We start from the raw sequence: 19,294 nt of genomic DNA, 5'->3' as shown, positions 1-19,294 counted from the left end.
GGAACACCGTCCTCCGGGTGAGGTCACCCGGAGGGACCGTCGGTCGGGAGGTCCGTCAGGAGAAGACCACGGAGCGCAGCTTGAGCCGCGCGGACGCGGAGCCGCCGGGGCGGAGCGTGTAGTGCTCGCCGTCGCAGTCCGGCCCGGTGAAGACCGTGGCGCTGGAGTCGGTGCGGTTGCGCGGCGAGTGGGCGGGCGGTACGTACTCGCCGGCCGCCTCGGGGATCGTGATGCACTCCCGGCTCTCGGGGTCCACCAGCACGCCGAGGCGGGGCTCCCCCGCGATGTCCGTGTAGACGTAGCTGAAGGTGCCCTCGGCGGCCGAGGCCGGACCCGGGAGGGCGACGAGCAGGGTGAGGGCGCCGACGGCGGCGGCCAGCGTGGTGCGCAGACGCATGCGGGGGAACTCCTTTGTCGTGCGGGGCCTTGAGGCTGCACGACGCCGGCCGGGCATACGGGCGGATCAGCGCGATGTCACCCGAAAGCGGTCGCGGAAACGTTCCGCCCTCACCCGTCCGAGGGCGGCGAGTCGGTACGTCGGTGACTCCGGTGGTCCGCGGGACGGCGGGTCAGCGACCGCCGGAGACCCGCAGGACCGTGCCCGTGGTGTACGAGGCGTCGGCGGAGAGCAGCCAGGCGACCGCGGCGGCGATCTCCGCCGGGGCACCGGGGCGGCGCAGCGGGATCCCGGGGGCCGCACGCTCCGCGCGGCCGGGGTCGCCCATGGTGGCGTGCATGTCGGTCTCGACGAGGCCGGGCGCCACCGCGTTGACCCTGATGCCGTCGGGGCCCAGCTCCTTGGCGAGGCCGACGGTCAGGGCGTCGACGGCGGCCTTCGAGGCGGCGTAGTGGACGTAGTCGCCGGGGCCGCCGAGCGTGGCCGCCGCCGAGGAGACGTTGACGATCGCGCCGGAGCCGAGGGCCGTCATCTCCCGGGCGGCCCGGCGGCAGCAGAGCAGTACGCCCAGGAGGTTCACGTCCAGGACCCGGCGCAGGTCCTCGGTGCGTGCGTCCGCGAGCCGGCCCAGCGGGCCGGTCACGCCGGCGTTGTTGACCAGGCCGGTCACCGGTCCGAGCGCCGCGGCGGCGGTGTCGAAGAGCCGCTCCACGTCGGCCTCCTCGGCGGTGTCCGCCCGTACGGTCACACAGCGGGCGCCCGCCGCGCGCACCGAGGCCGCGGTCCCCTCGGCCGCCTCGGGGTGGCTGACGTACCCGAGGGCCAGGTCGTGGCCGTCGGCCGCGAGCCGGAGGCAGGTCGCGGCGCCGATCCCTCGGCTGCCGCCCGTGACGATGGTGACCGGACGTGACACGTGATGCCTCCTGGGGGCGGCGGTGGGCAACGGCTCGGCCGACGACCTTGGCGCTCCCATCATTGTGCGCCGCGAGAACGCCCCTGCCCCACCGCGCGGGCGCGCGGTGGGGCAGGGGAGGAAGAGGTGAGCGGGCTCAGCTCTCCGGGCGGCCGTCGACGCGGCGCGGCAGGTCCAGCGGGTTCTCGTCGCGCAGCTCCGGCGGGAGCAGCGCGGCCGGCGTCGACTGGTACGAGACCGGGCGCAGCCAGCGCTCGATCGCCGTGGCGCCGACCGAGGTGGAGGTGGAGGTGGTCGCCGGGTACGGGCCGCCGTGGTGCTGCGCGGGGGCGACCGCGACGCCGGTGGGCCAGCCGTTGACCAGGACGCGACCGGCCAGCGGGGTCAGCTCGGCAAGGAGTTCGGTGGCGCCCGGCTCGGTGCCGTCGGCCTCCTCGTCGGCGAGCTGGAGGGTGGCGGTGAGGTTGCCCGGGAGGCGGGAGAGGATCGAGGTGACCTCGTCCGTGGAGGTGTACCGGGCGACGACCGTGACCGGGCCGAAGCACTCCTCCAGCAGCAGGTCGTGCGGTCCCTCCGCCGTGAGCAGCTCGGCGGGCAGGGTCAGGAAGCCCGCGCTGACGGTGTGCTCGCCGCCCGCGCCGGGCGTGATGGGGGCGTCCACGCCGGGGAGCGCGGCCCGTTCGGCCACGCCCGCGACGAAGGCGTCGCGCATCCGGTGGTCGAGCATCACGCCGGGCTCGGTCTCGCTGACCGCCGTGGTCAGCGACTTGAGGAGCCGGTCGCCCGGCTCACCGGCCGGGGCCAGGACGAAGCCCGGCTTGACGCAGAACTGGCCGACACCCAGCGTCATCGAACCGGCCAGCCCGGCGCCGATCTCCTCGGCGCGCCCGGCGGCGGCGGCCTCGGTGATCACGACGGGGTTGAGGGAGCCCAGTTCGCCGTGGAAGGGGATGGGGGCGGGCCGGGCCGAGGCCGCGTCGAAGAGGGCGCGCCCGCCGCGTACGGAGCCGGTGAAGCCGGCCGCCGACACCAGCGGGTGGCGGACCAGTTCGACCCCGGCCTCGAAGCCGTGGACGAGGTTCACCACGTCTTCGGGCAGCCCCACCTGGGCGGCGGCCCTGCGCAGCAAGGAGACGCACAGCTCGGAGGTGGCGGGGTGGTCGGGGTGCGCCTTGACGACGACCGGGCAGCCGGCCGCGAGGGCGCTCGCGGTGTCGCCGCCGGGCACGGAGAAGGCGAACGGGAAGTTGCTCGCGGAGTAGACGGCGACGACGCCGAGCGGCACCTTGTAGCGGCGCAGGTCGGGCCAGGGCGGGGTGCGGTCGCCGTCGGCGTGGTCGATGCGTACGTCGAGGAACGCGCCCTCGTCGACGACCTCGGCGAAGGCCCGCAACTGGGCCGTGGTGCGGGCCAGCTCGCCGGTGAGGCGGACGGGCCCGAGGGCGGTCTCGGCGTCCGCCGCCTCGATGACGTGCTCGCCGGCGGCGTCGAGCAGGTCGGCCGCCGTACGGAGCAGGGCGGCGCGCACCGTACGGTCCGCGAGCGCTCCTCTGACGGCGTGCGCGCCCCGGACCGCGCTGTCCACCTCCGCGGCCGTGGCCTCCTGCGCGACCTGCTCACGCGGCTTCCCCGTTCGGGGGTCGACACTCCAGACTGGTGCTGCTGCCACCGCGGCTTCCTTCCCGACTCACGTACGTACGGACCACTCACCGTCATCGGTGCCCCGATCCCGATACTGTTCGGTATTCTGAACAGGGTTCCTGATAGTGAATGTGCAAGGACTCTATTTCCGCACGTTCTGTGTGGTCAAGAGCGGTCAAGTGGGCAAGACGAGCGGGCCAGAAGAGGCGAGGGACGATGTCGGCTGCGGAAACCGGTGGAGCGCAAGTCAAGTCCGCGGTGCGGACGGTCGAGCTGCTCGAATACTTCGCCGGGCGCCCCGGCATGCACTCCCTGGCCAGCGTCCAGGAGGCGGTCGGCTACCCCAAGTCGAGCCTCTACATGCTGCTGCGCACGCTGGTCGAGCTGGGCTGGGTGGAGACGGACGCGACGGGGACGCGGTACGGCATCGGCGTACGGGCGCTGCTGGTCGGCACGTCGTACATCGACGGGGACGAGGTCGTGGCCGCCGCGCGGCCGACGCTGGACCGGCTGTCGGACGAGACCAGTGAGACCATCCACCTCGCGCGTCTCGACGGCACCAATGTGGTCTATCTCGCCACCCGCCAGTCCCAGCACTATCTGCGGCCCTTCACCCGCGTCGGCCGCCGGCTGCCCGCGCACTCGACCTCGCTGGGCAAGGCGCTGCTCGCGACGCACAGCGACGAGCAGGTGCGCAAGCTGCTGCCGGAGACGCTGCCCGCGCTGACCGAGCACACCATCACGGACCGCGAGCTGCTGATCGAGGAGCTGCACGCCGTGCGCGAGCAGGGGTACGCCGTGGACCGCGAGGAGAACACCCTGGGGCTGCGCTGCTTCGGGATCGCGATCCCGTACCGGACGCCGGCGCGGGACGCGATCAGCTGCTCGGTGCCGGTGGCCCGGCTCACGCCCGCGCACGAGCAGATGATCAAGGACACGCTGTTCGACGCGCGTGACCGGCTCACGCTCGCCACGCGGCGGCTCTGAACCCCGGGACGCCCAGGAGTGACCGCGCCCCCAGGATGAAGAGTTCCTGAGAAGCGCCCTCAGGTGGAACGCGGTCACCTCCCCGCTCGTCCCTGATACGGGATGAACAAGACGATCAGACACACAGCGGTCATCTGCCTGTCCCTGGTGCTCGCCCTCCTCGTGCGGGCGACCTGGGTCCAGGCGTACGAGGCCAAGGCGCTCGCGGACGACACGCACAACCGTCGTACCGCCATCGCCCAGTACGCGCGGCCACTGGGCGACATCATCGTGGCCGGTTCGCCGGTCACCGGCTCCGCGAGGACGAGCGGGAGCGATCTGGAGTACAAGCGGACGTACCAGGACGGCGCGCTCTACGCGCCCGTCACCGGCTACAGCTCGCAGGCGTACGGCTCCACCCAGCTGGAGGGCATCTACGCGGATGTCCTCGACGGGACGGACAGCCGGCTCCAGAACCCGCTCGGCGCGCTCATGGGCGGATCGACCCGGCCGGGCGACGTGCTGACGACGGTCGACCCCGCCGTGCAGCGCGCCGGATACGCCGCGCTCGGCTCCAACAAGGGCGCCGCCGTCGCGATCGACCCGAAGACCGGCCGTGTCCTCTCCGTGGTCAGCACCCCCTCGTACGACCCCACGGAGATCAGCGGGACGACGGACGGCGCGGCGTGGCGCAAGCTCACCGGGGACACGGACAAGCCCATGGTCAACCGCGCCCTGCGGCAGCCGCTGCCGCCGGGATCGACGTTCAAGCTGGTCGTCGCGGCGGCGGCGCTGGAGGACGGTCTCTACAGCTCGGTGGACGAGGCGACGGACAGCCCCGACCCGTACACGCTGCCCACGACGTCCCAGGACCTGGGCAACGAGAACACCTCGGCGCCGTGCGAGAACGCCACCATCCGCACGGCTCTGCGTTACTCCTGCAACACCGTCTTCGCGAAGATGGCCGACGATCTCGGGCAGGACAAGGTGCGCGCCATGGCAGAGAAGTTCGGGTTCAACGACACGGCGCAGGACATGCCGGTCCGCGCCTCGGCGAGCGTCTACCCGTCCGGCATGGACAAGGCGCAGACGGCGCTGACGGGCATCGGTCAGTTCGATGTGACGGCGACGCCGCTCCAGATGGCGATGGTGTCGGCCGCGCTGGCGAACGACGGGCTGATGGCCGCGCCCCACATGGTGTCGAAGGTCGTGAGCGCGAGCGGCGACACCCTCCGGTCGTACCCGGACGGGGACACGACCCGGATCGTCTCGTCCACGACGGCGGAGCAGTTGCGCAGCGCGATGGTGACGGTCGTCGAGGACGGCACCGGGACGAACGCGAGGATCGACGGCGCCGAGGTGGGCGGCAAGACGGGCACCGCGCAGCACGGGGTGGACAACAGCCGCACGCCGTACGCCTGGTTCACGTCGTACGCGAAGGACTCCTCCAGCGGCAAGGAGGTGGCGGTCGCGGTGGTCGTGGAGGACTCGGGAGCGGCCCGCTCGGAGGTCAGCGGCAACGGGCTGGCCGCGCCGATCGCGCAGAAGATGATGAAGGCGGCGCTGAAGTGACCCGTCCGTCCTGAAGCGGCCCGCGCCGACGGCCCTTGAGCCGCCCTAAGGGTCCTCAGGGTTCGCGGGTCCCTCGTCGTGGCGGGAAGTAGGTCGTTCTCCCCATGCGGCGGGCCGCTCCTCAGCGGCCACACTGGCGCCCGGTGACCGGCCCGCCTCCCCGCCTCTCCGGCGGGGCGGTGCGGCCCGGCGGAGAGGCGGGGCGCCATGGGGTCGACGCGTGGGGGCGTGCTGCGGGACCGGAACGCGGCGCTCGCTCTCGCCGGGGTCGTCGTCTCCGGGTTCGGTACGTCCGCGCTGTGGCTGGTGTCGGGGATCTGGGTCAAGTCACTGACGGGGTCGGACAGTCTGGCCGCGCTCACGGTCTTCGCGATGTGGGCGCCGGTGCTCGTGGGTCCGGTGCTGGGGGTGGTGGCCGACCGGGTGCGGCGGCGACCTCTGCTGATCGGCTGTCAGCTCGCCCTGGCGGTGCTGCTCACCGCGCTGCCCGCCGTCGACGGGGCGGACCGGCTCTGGATCCTGTTCGGTGTGCTGGTCGTGTACGGCGCGAGCGGGGTCGTCCAGGACGCGGCGGAGGCGGCCCTCGTCGCGACCGCCGTCGACCGGCGGCTGCTGGGCGACTTCAACGGGCTGCGGATGACCGCCAACGAGGGCATGAAGCTGCTGGCACCGCTCGCGGGCGCGGCGCTCTACGCACGGTACGGCGGCGGCCCGGTCGCCCTGCTCGACGCGGCGACGTTCGTGCTGGCCGCCGGCCTCTTCGCGCTGCTGCGGGTACGGGAGGACCGGCCGGCCCCGGGGCCGCCGGGCGCCTGGCGGTCCGGGCTCGCCGAGGGCGTCCGGCGGCTGCGGGGATCGCCGGCCGTCCGGCCGCTCGTGCTCGCCGCGTCGGCCACCATGCTGCTGGCAGGGGTCAACGGGGCGGTGATCCACGCCGTGATCGACCGGGGGCTCGGCCACGCGCCCCCGTACGCGGGGGTGCTGTACGCGGCGCAGGGGGCCGGGTCCGTGCTGACCGGGCTGCTGGGCGGCCCGCTGCTGCGGCGGCTGCCCGAGCGGGTGTACGCCGCCGCCGGGATCGCCCTGTTCGCGGTGTCCGTCGGGGCGCGGGCGCTGCCGTACGACGCGGTGGTGCTGGCGAGCGCCGTGGGCATCGGCATGGGGCTGCCGTGCGTGCTGATCGCCGCGCTGACGGCCGTCCAGCGGGAGACTCCGGACGCGGTGCTCGGCCGGACGGTGGCGAGCGCCAACACCCTGATGTACGTACCGAACGCGGTGGCGCTGGCGCTGGGCGCGGGGCTCGTCGCCGTCGTCGGCCACACCGTACTGCTGCCGGTGGCCGGGGCGGCCGGGCTGCTCGTGGCCGGGTGGCTCCTGCGGGCGGCGCCGGCCGCGGACGGGACCGAGGGAAGCGAACGGGCTGAAGAGGCTTTAGGGGGCTGACAGGGACTGAAGGGGCTGACCGGGCTCCGGGCTCACCCGGGTAGCCGGGACAGCGCCGCCGTCACCGCCTTCAGGTCCGCGTCCGAGGCGAGGCCCGCGTGGTAGAGGCGCAGTTCGGTCGCGCCCAGCTCCGCGGCGTGCGCCGCGTCCTCGGCGAGGGCGGCCGGGTCGCCGCCCATGCCGCTGACGACGCCGAAGTTGGCGGCCAGTACGGAGGTCGCGGTGCGGTGGCCGGCGAACGGGCCGAGCATCGCCGCCGCCGCGCCGCCGGTGCAGGGCAGGACGACGCCGTCCGCGACGCCCAGGATGTGCGCCGGGTTCACGCCCGGGTTGGCGCCGACGCGGTACGGGGTGGGGTCGGCGTGCAGCAGCACCTGGAATCCGGGGTGGGCCTCCGCCCGTACGGCCGCGACGGCCGCCTCCTGGAGCCCCTGGGCGACGCCGCGGCGCCAGGTGGCGGCGAGGGCCGCTAGATCCGCGCCGAGCAGCTTCTCGACGGCGGTCCAGCCGCTCTCCTGGGATCCCGTGGCCCACACCGGATCCAGGGCGCGCCGTACGGCGGCGGCCAGTTCGTCCGGGGCCGCCCCGAGGCCCGCGTACCCCTGCCGGCAGACCTCGCAGAAGCAGAGCGACATCAGGTACTGCGCGGCGTCCCCGAGGCCGACGCCCGCGGTCTTGTCGTGGGCGTGCAGATGGCCCAGTCCGTACCAGCCGCAGGACTCCAGCTCGGTGCCGCCGGTGCCGGGGCGTACGGCGGCCTCGGCGGCCAGCTCCGTCAGGTAAGCGGCGACGGCGGGGCGCGCGATGCACGGCGCCCAGGGGTAGCGGTCGCCGTAGGCGTTCACCACGGAGGTGTCGGGACGCTCGGCGCCGAGGCGGGAGTTGTGCGCGAGGACGACCCAGCTGTGCACGTCGAGCCCGGCGCCGGCCAGCGCCTCCGCGGCCTCACTGTAGGCGTCGCCGGGTGCCCAGGCACCGGACGGGTACGGGCGCGGCTCACGGTCCGCCCAGCGGGCGGGGTCCGGCGGGTAGAGGACGGCGGCGTGCTCGGCGGTGACGATCCGGTGGCGGGGATGGCGCGGGGTCAGGGCGCGGGTGGAGTGGTAGGCGGCGGCGAGGGTGACCTGCTGGACGCCGAGGTCCGCGATCCTGGCGGGGGCGTCGAGGTCGCCCACCACGTCCCAGGGATAGACGAAGGCGGAAGTCTTCACGCGTCCTCCTCGGCGCGGTCGCCGGACTCGCCGGACCTGACGGACCGAACGGACCCGCCGGACCCGCCGTCCTCCGTGGTGTCCGGGAGCAGCGTACGGCCGTGCTCGACGAGTTCCGCGAGGGCCTTGAGGTGGTCGGCCCGGGGTTCGCGCAGCGGGGGCCGTACCTCGCCGACGTCCAGACCGCCGAGCCGTACCCCGGCCTTGACCAGCGAGACGGCGTAGCCACGGCCCAGGTTGCGCAGTTCGACCAGCGGTACGAAGAAGCCGTCGAGCAGCCGGACGGCCGTCGTGTCGTCGCCGGTGGTCAGCGCCCGGTGGAAGGCGAGGGCGATGTCGGGGGCGAAGGCGAAGACCGCGGAGGAGTAGAGGGTGATGCCGAGGCCCCGGTAGGCGAGGCCGGTGAGTTCGGCGGTGGGCAGGCCGTTGAAGTACAGGAACTCGCGCCCGGGCAGTTCGCGGCGGACGGTGCTGACGACGCGCTGCATCAGGTCGAGGTCGCCACAGCCGTCCTTGAGGCCGATGATCTTCTCGACCCGGGCCAGCTCGACGACGGCCGCGGGCGTGAAGACGGCGTTGTCGCGCTGGTAGACGATGGTCTCCAGGGACGTGGCGGCGGCCAGTTCGGTGTAGTGGCGTACCAGGCCCTCCTGGTCGGCGGCGACCAGATAGGGCGGCATGGCGAGCAGCCCGTCCGCGCCCTCCTCCTCGGCGATCCGCGCGTACCGCACGGCGAGGGCCGTGCCGTAGCCGGCGCCCGCCACGACGGGGACGCGGCCCGCGGCCTCCTCGACGGCGGCGGCGACGCACCGGCGGTACTCCTCCGGGTCCAGCGCGTGGAACTCGCCGGTGCCGCAGCACGCGAAGACCGCGGCGGCGCCCGCGTCGACACCGCCGCGTACGTGCGCGCGGTAGGCGTCGAGGCCGAGGCCGCCGTCAGGACCGTACGCGGTGACGGGGAAGAACAGCGGCCCGGCCACACGGGTGAGGCGGGCGGCGAGCGGGGCTGAGGTCACGGGCGCTCCCTGGCCGTGGGGCGAGCGTTGATGGCTCGTGCATCACTCTGATCGACGTCCATATGTCTGAACGGCGCCACGCTAGGCCAGCCTTGAGGGGCCGGTCAAGACGGGATACCGCAACGCGGGGGCGGATTCGCACCCTGGGGGCGACACTTGACGAGGGCGCGGCACGCTGCCTATTTTGTCCACGCATGTGAATTCTGTCTACGAATCTGAGTATTCTCCGAACCGTCGAGGAGATTCCGCCCATGCCCGCACCCCGAACCGTCCTGCTCACCGGCGCCGCCGGCGGCCTCGGCACCCTGATGCGGGGCCTGCTGCCCGCGTACGGCTACGAGCTGCGGCTCCTCGACGCCACACCCATCGAGGGCGAGCCGGACGCCATCACGGCGGACCTGGCGGACACGGCGGCGCTGCGCGAGGCGGTGTCGGGCGTCGACGCGGTCATCCACCTCGCGGGCATCTCGCTGGAAGCCTCCTTCGACAAGATCGTGCGCGCCAACGTCGAGGGGACGTACAACCTCTACGAGGCGGCACGCGAGGCGGGCGTGCGGCGCACGGTGTTCGCCTCCAGCAACCACGCGGTCGGCTTCACCCCGCGCCCCGAGCCCGGCGAGCCGCTGATCCCGATCGACACGCCGCGCCGCCCCGACACCTTCTACGGGCTCTCCAAATGCTTCGGGGAGGACCTGGCGCAGCTCTACTGGGACCAGCACGGCCAGGAGACCGTCTCCGTACGGATCGGCTCCTGCTTCCTGGAGCCCACCTCCGTACGGATGCTCTCCATCTGGCTGAGCCCCGGCGACTGCGCCCGGCTCTTCCACGCGGCGCTCACCGCCGAGGACGTCGGCCACACCACCGTCTACGGCTCGTCCGCCAACACCCGGCTGTGGTGGGACCTGACGACGGCGCGCGCGCTCGGCTACACGCCGCAGGACGACTCGGAGCAGTACGCCGAGAAGCTGATCGCGGAACAGGGTGAGGCCGATCCGGCGAACCCGGCGCACACACGGCTGGGCGGAGCCTTCACCACCGACCCGCCGCGGTGGCCGTACTGAGGCTCCCTCAGAGGCCGGGCGGAGGGTGCCCGCAGGCGGTGGCGGGGGGGGTCGCCGGAGGTCACGAAGGCGGCCGAAGGTAAGGGAACGGCAAAGCGGGGTCGTTCGTTACGTCTGGCATGACAGCTATGACCCCTGGCTCGAACATCCCCCTTCCCACCGCCCATGTCGCGGTGGACGTCGCCGCTCCCGTGCGGCTCGACGTATCGGGCCTGCTGCTCACCGCCGACGGCAAGGTGCGCTCAGACGACGACTTCATCTTCTACAACCAGCCGGCGGGCCCCGGCGTGAGCTACCGCTCCGGCGGGGGTTCGGCGCCCGACGCGATCGTCGTCGACACCACCGCCGTCCCCGCCGGCATCGAGAAGATCGTCGTCACCGCGAGCCCGGACGCGGCGGGGCAGAGCTTCCAGGGCATCGAGCCCACGGCCACGATCCGTGACGCCTCCACGGGCAGCGCGCTGGCCACGTTCACCCCGCCCCGGCTGGGCGCGGAGACGGCCCTCGTGATCGTGGAGATCTATCTCCGCAACGGCGCCTGGAAGGCCCGCGCGGTCGGGCAGGGGTACGTGAACGGGCTGGCCGGGATCGCCACCGACTTCGGCGTCTCCGTCGAGGAGCCCGCCCCGGCCTCGGCGCCCACCCCGGCCCCCGCGCCCGCGATCGCCGACCCCCGGGTCGCCGCTCCCCCGGTCCCGGCCACCCCGCCCCAGGCACCCGCCGCGCCCGCGCCCGGCAGCGGGAAGATCAACCTGGACAAGGGCCGGGTCAGCCTCCAGAAGAACCAGACGGTCTCGCTGGTCAAGGGCGGCGCCCCGCTGCTCAGCCGGGTGAAGATGGGCCTCGGCTGGGAGCCCGCGTACCGGGGCAAGGACATCGACCTCGACGCGTCCGTGATCGCCTACGGCCCGACCCGGAATCATCTCGACAGCTGCTACTTCGGCAAGCTCTCGATCCTGAACGGGGCGATCAAGCACTCCGGCGACAACCTCACGGGCGAGGGCGGGGGAGACGACGAGGTGATCGTCGTCGATCTCGGCAAGATCCCCGCCGAGGTGAGCGGCCTGATCTTCACGGTCAACTCGTTCTCCGGGCAGAAGTTCACCGAGGTGGCAAAGGCGTACTGCCGGCTGATCGACGCGGCGACCGACGAGGAGCTGGTGCGCTTCGACCTGACCACGGCCGAGCCGCAGACGGGCGTGATGATGGCGAAGCTGATCCGCCAGTTCTCCGGCGAGTGGGAGATGACCGGGCTCGGGGAGTTCGTGAAGTCCCGGACGGTCCGCGGGATGGTGAAGCCCGCCGCGAAGATCCTCTGACACCGGAAGATCCTCCGACATCGCCGGGAGACGCTCCGCCCCGTGCGCGCAGGGCGGAGCCCCCGGGCCGCCGCGGGTCCTGAAGGTCCGCTGCGGGCCCGGGGGCCGGGACGGACCTCAGAGCTTGGTGAGCTTGGCGAAGGGGCTCAGAATCCGCCCCTGTCGACCCGAGAAATCGATGAGCACTGCGTGTTCGCCCTCGACTCCGATGACTCTTCCCAACCCGAACTGGTCGTGGGAAACCCTGTCCCCCACATCGAACTGCTCGGGCGGGGGTGAGGCCGGGGCCTGGCGGTTGAAGGGACTGGACGGCAGGTGGCGCCGGGATCCGGCTGACTTTGTCATTACTTGGAGTATGCGCCCAAGGGGCCCTGCCGCGCCATGCCCGGCCCCGGACGAGCGGCCGGACGACCCGTTCCCGAGTCGTATGCGCCCCTTTCTCGCGCCCATTTCACTCCCCTTGCACTCCCCCGTCGACGCTCCTTCACCGCCGGGTGCGGCCACCCGGTCGGCGCACCCGATCGGCCATCCGACGGGCCCACCGGACCGGCGCGCTGGACCAGCTCATCCGAGCGGAGCGCCCCGCGAGAAGATTTCCGGGGCGCTCCGGGCACCGCGGTGACCGAACCGGGAGCGCGCGAGCGCCGCGCGGGTCCGGGGACCACCCTCCAGGCCCTGGACCCCACCACCGGCGAGGAGCGCCGGCGGCGGACGGCGCGGGCCGGCCGGGCCCGTACCGGCAAAGCGGCGGTCCGGGCCTACGGCAGCCCCGGACCCGGCGGCGTCAGCGGCGCGGCGAGCGCCGCCACGGGCCGGTGACGGCCAGCATGATGCCCGGTTCCTGGATATTGGCGAAAAGCGTGCGGCCGTCGGGCGAGAACACGACCCCCGTGAACTCGCTGTCGTTGAGGTCGTTGCGCGCGATGGGATAGGTCCGTCCGCTCTCCGTAGCGCCGAAGAGGTGCTGAAGCCCCTGGCCGTCCTCCGCGATGACCAGCCCGCCGTACGGCGAGACGGTGATGTTGTCGGGCCCGTCGAAGGCTCCGTCCTTCGTGGGATCGGGGTTGACGCCGAGCAGCACCTTGAGGGTGAGCGTGCGCCGCCTGGGGTGGTAGAACCACACCTGGCCGTCGTGCGGGGCCCCGGGGCTCTCGTCGCGGGCGTACGAGGAGACGAGGTACGCGCCGCCGTCCCCCCACCACATGCCTTCCAGCTTCCTGGCCCGGGTGACGTCCCCGGCGCCGAACTGCTCCCGTACCTCGACGGTCCGCGCGTCCCGTTCCGGTACGTCCACCCAGTCGACGCCGTAGACCGTGCCGATCCGTGTGGCCCGCGAGAGATCGTCGACGAACGAGCCGCCCGCGTCGAAGCAGCGCGGCGCCTGGAGGGCGCCCGCGTCGTCGGCGAGCCCGGCGAACCCGCCGCGTCCGTGCTTGAAGCCGTGCGGCGGGATCCAGCGGTAGAAGAGGCCGTTGGGGCCCGAGGCGTCCTCGGTGAGATACGCGTATCCGGTGCGGGGGTCGATGACGACGGCCTCGTGGTCGTAGCGGCCGAGCGCCTTGACGGGCCGCGGGTCACGGTTGGCGCGCCGGTCGTACGGGTCGACCTCGAAGACGTAGCCGTGGTCCTTGGTCATCCCGTTCTCGCCCGCGCGGTCGGTGTTCTCCTCGCAGGTCAGCCAGGTGCCCCAGGGGGTGCGTCCGCCGGCGCAGTTGGTCGACGTACCGGCGATGCCGACCCACTCGGCGGTCCGGCCGTCGGGGCGGGTCTCCACGACCGTGCAGCCGCCGGCCGCGGCGGGGTCGTAGACCAGGCCCTCGGTGAGCGGTACGGGGTGGGGCCAGTCGGACCTGGGGCCCTTCAGCTCGTGGTTGTTGACGAGCAGGGTGACACCGCGGCTGCCTTCGAACGTCGCGGTGCCGTCGTGGTTCGAGGGCGTGTACTCGCCGGTCTCCAGCCGGGTGACCCCGCTGTGGGTGATGACCCGGTACGTGAACCCGGCCGGCAGCGCGAGCATGCCCCGCGGGTCGGCGACGAGGGGCCCGTACCCCGGCTCGGGGACGGGCCCCGAGGCGACGTCGGGGCCGTCGTCGGCGGCGAGCGCGCCGGGCGCCGTCGCGAGCGCCCCCGCGGCGCCGGTGAGGACGAGTCCGGCGCCGGTGAGCGCCGATCTTCCGGTGAATTCCCTGCGGGTCAGCGGCATGGTGGCTCCTGGGGACGGAAGGAGGGACCGGGGCGGGTACGGCGGGGAGCGGAGATTCGGGGTGCGGAGGTGCGGAGGTACGCTCCCCAGGCTGCCGCGCGTGCCTGAACGGCTGCTGAACACCGTCCGACGTCGAGAGGCGCCCCTCCATGAATCTCCCCGGCGGAAAGCCCGAGCCGGAGCCCGGGAACGAGCCCACGGCGGAGCCCGCCGCAAAGCCCGGGGCGCGGCTTGCGGCCACCAACCGCGGCGTGCTGGTCAGCGGCGCGTCCCGCGGCCTCGGCCGCGCCGTCTGCCAAGCCTTCGCCGCCCAGGGCGACCGGATCGCCGTCCACTACGGCAGCCGCTCCGCCGACGCCCGCGACACCCTGGAGTCCCTGCCCGGCGCGGGCCATGTGCTGGTCGGCGGCGATCTCTCGGACCCGGCGGAGGTGGCCCGCGTCGCGGACGAGGCGGCGGACGCGCTCGGCGGGATCGACGTCCTCGTCAACAACGCGGCGGTGAACGCGCCCCACCCCCTGCCCACGACGGACTACGAGGAGTGGACGGCGGCCTGGCAGCACCATCTCTCCGTCAACCTCCTGGCGACGGCGCTGCTCAGCCACCGCGCCGCGCACGGCATGATCGCCCGCGCCACGGCCGGCCGGATCGTCAACATCGGCTCCCGGGGCGCCTTCCGCGGCGAACCGGACCATCCGGCGTACGGGGCCACGAAGGCCGCCGTGCACGCCCTGGGCCAGTCCCTCGCGGTCTCCCTGGCCCCGTACGGCATCGGCGTCGCGTCGGTGGCGCCGGGCTTCTTCGAGACGGAGCGGGTGGCGTCCCGGCTGGCGGGCGAGGAAGGCGCAAGGATCCGCGCCCAGAGCCCGTACGGCCGGGTGGCCTCGGCCGACGAGATCGCGGAGGCGGTGCGCTGGCTGGCCTCGCCGGGCGCGGAGTGGTCGTCGGGAGCGGTCCTGGACCTGAACGGGGCGTCGCACCTCCGCTGAGGGGCACGGCCGGAGGGCGCGGGGCCCCGGGGCGTACGGTGACGAGTTGCCGCCAAGGCCCCGGGGGGGGCACATTCGGGACGGCACGACGTACGGCGCACGCGGCTCTGTTCTCCTGCGGCTCTGTGCTCCTGTTCCGGCCGCTCGTGCACCACACATCACGCTTCGGTGCCCCGAACGCGCCCCCGCACGCCGTCCCCCTTCACCGCCCGCCAGAGCCCTCGCGCTTGCCCTTCACCGCCCGCCAGAGCCTTCGCGACCGCTCAATTGCCGCCGCGCGAGCGCGCCTTGAACGCCGCCTTGCGCGCGTCCTTCGACACGGCCCGGTCCCGGTGCAGCCGGCCCATGGCCTCCAGGACGTCCGCCGTCGCCGGATGGTCCACCCGCCACGCCGCCTCGAAGAACCCGCTGTGCTGCCCCACCAGCCCCTCCACCAGTTCCTGGAGCTCGTCCGGCTCGCCCTCCGCGTCGAGTTGCGCGGCGATCGTGTCGACGGCCAGCCAGAAGATCATCGGCTCGGGCGGCGGCGGTACGTCCCCGGCACCGAGCTCCGCGAGCCAGACCCGCGCCAGACCGCCCAGTTCCGCGTCGTCCAGGACCTCCCGTACGGCCGCCTCGGCCTCCGCGCCGACGAGGGAGAGCGCCTGCTGACACTGGAGGCGGCGCAGCGGCGCGCCGGAGTCCCTGCCCCGTGCGGCGGCGAGGAGTTCGCGTACGGCTTCGAGGGGCGCCCGGCCGGTGAGCCACTGCTCCGTCTCGGCGCGGGCCGCCGCCTCGGGGAAGCGCGCGATACCGTCGAGGAGCGCGTGGGCGTCCTTGTCCGCGAGTTCGCCGACGACGGGCGCGGCGACACCCGCCTCCAGCATCCGGGACCTGATCCCGTAGAGCCCGAGCGGTGTCAGCCGGACCATGCCGTACCGGGAGAAGTCGTCCTCGTCCACCGGCGGCTCCTGGTCGGCGTCCTCCGCCATCAGGGCCTCGTCCACCGGTACGTAGGAGACGAGCCCGATCGGCTCCAGCACCCGGAACTGCTCGTCGAGGCGCATCATCGCCTCGGACACCTGCTCCAGGATGTCGTCCGTGGGCTCGCCCATGTCGTCGGGGACGATCATCGACGCGGCGAGGACGGGCAACGGCACGGAGATGTCCGTGCCGCCGCCTTCCGCGACGGTGAGCAGGTAGAGGTTGCCGAGGACGCCTTCGAGGAACTCCGCCTCCTCCTCCGGGTCCCAGTCGAGCGACTCGAAGTCGATCTCGCCGTCGTCGTCGATGGCCGCCGCGAGATCGTCGATCACGGGCACGGTGGCGTCCGCGAAGGCGACGTCCAGGGCGTCCAGCCAGAGGGAGAGGACGTCCTGTGGGGAGCCGGACGTGACCAGGGGGAGCTGCTCGCCCGCCGTGACGCTGCCCGTGGGCTCCTCCGCGCCGTCCGGGTGCGCGCCGTCCACGGGCTCGTCGAGGTCTTCGACGTCCACCAGTCCCGTGTCGACCGCGACGCGCCACGCCTCGCTCGCGTACGCCTCCCCGTCGCCCTCCGACATCTCGTCGCCGAGGCCGAGCTGTTCGGCCGCGGCGGGCAGTTGCTCGTCGACCAGCTCGCCCCCGGCGCTCACCCGTGTCTCCGGGCCCGCCCAGCGGGCGAGGCGTACGGCTCGGGCGAGCAGCGGCGCGGCGAGCGCGTCCCGGGCCAGTTCGGCGTCCGGGAGCAGCCGTACCGGCGGCAGGGTGGGGTGGTCTGCGGGCATCGGGTGGGTCTCCTTGTGGGGTACGGACAGCCGAAGGGTTCCCCAGCGTAGACGCTTTTGGACCCTTCCCACCCGGTTCATGTACCCGACAATCACCCTCCCCCGCGCCTGTCTTGGCCCGGCGGTGGCAGCACGGTCGTTCCCCCGCCCCCGGCCCTCGTCGGCCCGCTCCGTCAGGGGCGGTGTCACCGGCGGAGAACCGCCTGATCGCGGACGTGTGACGGGGCGCGGCAGCGCGCGCTCGATGCCGGGCACGGCGGCGTGCCGATCGTGACGGAGCCCACGCCGGGGCTCACGGCATCAGGGAGGGTGCTCGACCGTACGGACAGGGCGAGGCCTCCTCGCGGCACACCCCCGCGGCGCGCCCACGATCACCGTGCGCAGAGACGAAGCGCGGTGGAGGTCACCCCCTGGCCGGGGCGTCGTCCCGAGCCCCCGCCTCGCGCCCCCTTGCCCCCGGGCAAGTGCAAGCCACCCCGTATCCCCGTCGCCCCGTTCACCCCGTATCCCCGTACCCGCCCGCTCCCCCTTCCCCCATTTCCCCCTTCGCCGTTCAGCGGCGCGGTGTCAGACCACGACGTCGAACCACGGCCGGCGCGTGGTGGCCCAGTGCGCCACCCAGCCGGCGAAGCCGGCCCCGGCCGCCGGGTGGCCGAACGCCGCCCCGAACGGTGCCGCCCCGACATCGCTGATGTTCCATATCCGGCCACGCTCCGCACCCGTGACGACGAGATGCCAGTACATGCCGCAGCCGTCCGTGCCCAGCACCACACTGCCGTGGTTGCTCACCTCGTCGATGAGCGGCTCTATCTCCTCGTACGGCCGGGGGTCGTCCTCCCACACCCACGCCTCGGTGAGGGGGAACGGCTTCGCGAGCACCCGCTGCGTCTGGTCGCAGCCCCAGTCCTCGGGAAGCGCGGCCACCGGTATCAGCCCGTCGACGTCGGCGGGCCCCTCCGTGCAGCCGTCGCCTATCTCCGCGACCAGCGTGCGGTACGGCTCGGGCAGGACGATGCCCTGCTCACGCTCGAAGGCCCGCACGGCCTCCCAGCCCAGCGGCGGCAGCCGTCGCTCCGGCGGGAAGGCCGCGCGCAGCGCGTCGAGTTCGCCCCGGTCCGCTCCGCCCCGGTCGGCGTATTCGGTGTTCATGCTCTCCATGCCCTCCATGTCCCTCATTGGACCAGCACCCACTGACACTTCGACCCCTGCTACCCCGAAGCACCCTCCCGCACGCTGTTGTCGGGGGCGCCCTCGCCGTTGAGCCGTACGATATGGCCCCCTTCCGCCCCCGCGTACTCTTGTGTACGTCCCGGGGCGCGAGACCCGGCCACGGCGTCCTGTTCACACCGCGAGCGCCCGGCGGCTCCGCCTGCGGGAGCGTCCTGGCAGGTGGGCGCGGCGGGAGAGATACGGGCGGCGGTCCGGGCGGTGACGCCCGGCTCGGCGGAGGAACCGATGTCACGGCGCCCCCCGGGCGCCAGGATCGTCGTCAGCGTGAGCGGCACACGATCCTTGGCCAGAACCTCGGCACCCGGTGGCCCCTTGACGCGATAAGGCCCTTGGCCCCGGCTCGTCGGTGTGTCCGGCACGGCCCGCACCACCATGGCTGCGCCCGCGCCCCGCCCTCACCGCCCGATGCACGCGCACCACGCGATCCCCCTTCCCCCGTTCGGCCCATGCCCGAACTGCCTGTACGAGCCGCCGGTACGAGCTGAGGGACCTTTACCGATCATGCCAGACCGGCGGTAGACCACCGGATCCTTCAGCGTTACTTCACACCCACCCGAAGGAAATCTAAGTAGACCTTCACAGTCCGGTGGGCGGAGACTCCGGGCATGACGACTTCACGCCGCCCTTTCGGACGGGCTCTGTGCGCCATGGTCACCCCCTTCACCCCCTCCGCGGAGCTGGACCGGGCCGGTGCGCGCACGCTCGCCCGCCGTCTCGTGGACAGGGGATGCGACGGACTCGTCCTGAACGGGACCTCCGGGGAGTCCGCCACCACGACGGACGCCGAGAAGACCGCCCTGATCGAAGCCGTGTGCGCGGAGGTCGGCGACCGGGCGCACGTCATCGCGGGCGTCGGCAGCGCGGACACCCGGCACACCCTCGCGCTGGCGCGCGCGGCCGAACACGCCGGAGCGCACGGCCTGCTGGTGGTCACGCCGTACTACAGCCGCCCGCCGCAGGCGGACGTCGAGGCGCACTTCCTGCGGATCGCGGAGGCGGCGCGCGTCCCGCTGATGCTGTACGACATCCCCGCGCGCACCGGCACCAGGATCGAGCCGGCCACCCTGATCCGGCTCGCCGCGCACCCGCGCGTCGTCGCCGTGAAGGACTGCGCGTACGACCTGGCGGGCAGCTCGAAGGTGATCGCCCGCACCTCGCTCGCGTACTACTCCGGCTGCGAGGAGCTGAACCTTCCGCTGTACGCGGTCGGCGGCGCGGGCTTCGTGAGTACGGTCGCCAACGTCGCGCCGGGCCCGCTGCGCGACGTACTGGACGCGTACGACTCAGGCACAGGCGACTGCGCCACGGGCGGAACCGGCACGAACGGAACAGCAGGCGGCGCCTACCGTACGGACGGGCGCGCCGGGTCCGTACGGGCGCACCAGCGCGCGCTCCCCCTGATCGAGGCGATGATGGCGTCCGGACTGCCGGGCACGGTGACCGCGAAGGCGCTGCTCGGCCGCCTCGGCCTGCCGGGCGGCCCGGTCCGTGAACCACTGCGGCCCGCCGGCCGGGAGACGGCCGACGGGCTGCTGGGGCTGTACGGCGAGCTGGTGGGGGCCGCCGCGACGTGAGGTCGGTGACCGGG

The 19,294-nt window shown here is 73.4% G+C and carries 17 protein-coding genes; 8 read left to right on the top strand and 9 right to left on the bottom strand.

Annotation, left to right across the window (positions count from 1 at the left end):
* Positions 1-55: 55 nt before the first annotated feature.
* From ACFXPL_RS29025 to ACFXPL_RS29015, 3 genes are all read right to left on the bottom strand, one after another.
* Entirely contained in the window at positions 56-397 is a 342-nt protein-coding gene (locus tag ACFXPL_RS29025; RefSeq protein ID WP_384925128.1) for a hypothetical protein, read from the bottom strand.
* A 172-nt stretch (positions 398-569) separates the two neighbouring features.
* Positions 570-1,310, bottom strand: a complete 741-nt coding sequence (locus tag ACFXPL_RS29020; protein WP_384925126.1) for an SDR family NAD(P)-dependent oxidoreductase — start codon at positions 1,308-1,310, stop codon at positions 570-572.
* Between the two features lie 136 nt (positions 1,311-1,446).
* Complete coding sequence (locus tag ACFXPL_RS29015) at positions 1,447-2,979, bottom strand: aldehyde dehydrogenase (NADP(+)) (RefSeq protein WP_384925124.1); 1,533 nt, start codon at positions 2,977-2,979, stop codon at positions 1,447-1,449.
* Between the two features lie 188 nt (positions 2,980-3,167).
* Here ACFXPL_RS29015 and ACFXPL_RS29010 point away from each other — a divergent pair, with 188 nt between their 5' ends.
* The 3 genes from ACFXPL_RS29010 (at position 3,168) to ACFXPL_RS29000 (ending at position 6,932) form a co-directional block, all read left to right on the top strand.
* A complete protein-coding gene (locus ACFXPL_RS29010; protein WP_384925122.1) occupies positions 3,168-3,938 on the top strand; it encodes an IclR family transcriptional regulator in 771 nt (256 codons plus the stop codon).
* 102 nt (positions 3,939-4,040) lie between these two features.
* The gene (locus tag ACFXPL_RS29005) at positions 4,041-5,489 is read left to right on the top strand and encodes a penicillin-binding transpeptidase domain-containing protein (RefSeq protein WP_384925120.1); all 1,449 of its coding nucleotides are present in this window, start codon (positions 4,041-4,043) and stop codon (positions 5,487-5,489) included.
* Positions 5,490-5,696: 207 nt separating this feature from the next.
* Positions 5,697-6,932, top strand: a complete 1,236-nt coding sequence (locus ACFXPL_RS29000) for an MFS transporter (RefSeq protein ID WP_384925118.1) — start codon at positions 5,697-5,699, stop codon at positions 6,930-6,932.
* A 32-nt stretch (positions 6,933-6,964) separates the two neighbouring features.
* Here the strand turns inward: ACFXPL_RS29000 and ACFXPL_RS28995 are convergent, their stop codons facing one another.
* Positions 6,965-8,143: a hypothetical protein gene (locus ACFXPL_RS28995; protein WP_384925116.1), complete on the bottom strand. Its 1,179-nt coding sequence runs from the start codon at positions 8,141-8,143 to the stop codon at positions 6,965-6,967.
* Positions 8,140-9,159: a 5-dehydro-4-deoxyglucarate dehydratase gene (locus ACFXPL_RS28990; RefSeq protein ID WP_384925114.1), complete on the bottom strand. Its 1,020-nt coding sequence runs from the start codon at positions 9,157-9,159 to the stop codon at positions 8,140-8,142. Before ACFXPL_RS28990 ends, ACFXPL_RS28995 begins: the two co-directional genes overlap by 4 nt.
* Positions 9,160-9,410: 251 nt before the next feature.
* Between ACFXPL_RS28990 and ACFXPL_RS28985 the strand changes: the two genes are divergently transcribed.
* Positions 9,411-10,220, top strand: coding sequence for an NAD-dependent epimerase/dehydratase family protein (locus ACFXPL_RS28985; protein ID WP_384925112.1), 810 nt, complete (start codon positions 9,411-9,413; stop codon positions 10,218-10,220).
* Positions 10,221-10,339: 119 nt separating this feature from the next.
* Positions 10,340-11,539 (top strand): TerD family protein, encoded by a 1,200-nt coding sequence (locus tag ACFXPL_RS28980; RefSeq protein ID WP_384925110.1) that lies wholly within the window; start codon positions 10,340-10,342, stop codon positions 11,537-11,539.
* 117 nt (positions 11,540-11,656) lie between these two features.
* Here the strand turns inward: ACFXPL_RS28980 and ACFXPL_RS28975 are convergent, their stop codons facing one another.
* Complete coding sequence (locus tag ACFXPL_RS28975; RefSeq protein ID WP_078490871.1) at positions 11,657-11,884, bottom strand: hypothetical protein; 228 nt, start codon at positions 11,882-11,884, stop codon at positions 11,657-11,659.
* Between the two features lie 273 nt (positions 11,885-12,157).
* On the opposite strand from ACFXPL_RS28975, the gene ACFXPL_RS28970 reads away from it, so the two are divergent.
* Positions 12,158-12,358 carry a hypothetical protein gene (locus ACFXPL_RS28970; RefSeq protein WP_384925108.1) on the top strand — a complete coding sequence of 67 codons (201 nt, stop codon included), beginning with the start codon at positions 12,158-12,160 and terminating at the stop codon, positions 12,356-12,358.
* On the opposite strand, the gene ACFXPL_RS28965 is transcribed toward ACFXPL_RS28970, so the two are convergent.
* Positions 12,324-13,742 carry an alkaline phosphatase PhoX gene (locus ACFXPL_RS28965; protein ID WP_384925106.1) on the bottom strand — a complete coding sequence of 473 codons (1,419 nt, stop codon included), beginning with the start codon at positions 13,740-13,742 and terminating at the stop codon, positions 12,324-12,326. The genes ACFXPL_RS28970 and ACFXPL_RS28965 overlap by 35 nt on opposite strands.
* A gap of 149 nt (positions 13,743-13,891) precedes the next feature.
* On the opposite strand from ACFXPL_RS28965, the gene ACFXPL_RS28960 reads away from it, so the two are divergent.
* Entirely contained in the window at positions 13,892-14,731 is an 840-nt protein-coding gene (locus tag ACFXPL_RS28960; protein ID WP_384925104.1) for an SDR family NAD(P)-dependent oxidoreductase, read from the top strand.
* A 263-nt stretch (positions 14,732-14,994) separates the two neighbouring features.
* On the opposite strand, the gene ACFXPL_RS28955 is transcribed toward ACFXPL_RS28960, so the two are convergent.
* Both ACFXPL_RS28955 and ACFXPL_RS28950 read right to left on the bottom strand, forming a co-directional pair.
* Positions 14,995-16,476, bottom strand: coding sequence for a hypothetical protein (locus tag ACFXPL_RS28955; RefSeq protein WP_384925102.1), 1,482 nt, complete (start codon positions 16,474-16,476; stop codon positions 14,995-14,997).
* Positions 16,477-17,043: 567 nt separating this feature from the next.
* Positions 17,044-17,625 carry an SMI1/KNR4 family protein gene (locus tag ACFXPL_RS28950; protein ID WP_384925100.1) on the bottom strand — a complete coding sequence of 194 codons (582 nt, stop codon included), beginning with the start codon at positions 17,623-17,625 and terminating at the stop codon, positions 17,044-17,046.
* A 686-nt stretch (positions 17,626-18,311) separates the two neighbouring features.
* Between ACFXPL_RS28950 and ACFXPL_RS28945 the strand changes: the two genes are divergently transcribed.
* Positions 18,312-19,280 (top strand): 4-hydroxy-tetrahydrodipicolinate synthase family protein, encoded by a 969-nt coding sequence (locus ACFXPL_RS28945; RefSeq protein WP_384925098.1) that lies wholly within the window; start codon positions 18,312-18,314, stop codon positions 19,278-19,280.
* Positions 19,281-19,294 lie beyond the last annotated feature (14 nt).

This window comes from Streptomyces sp. NPDC059092, assembly GCF_042756365.1.
Taxonomy (GTDB): Bacteria; Actinomycetota; Actinomycetes; order Streptomycetales; family Streptomycetaceae; genus Streptomyces.
The sequence above is the reverse complement of the archived record's forward strand: the minus strand, read 5'-3'. Positions and strand labels throughout refer to the sequence as shown.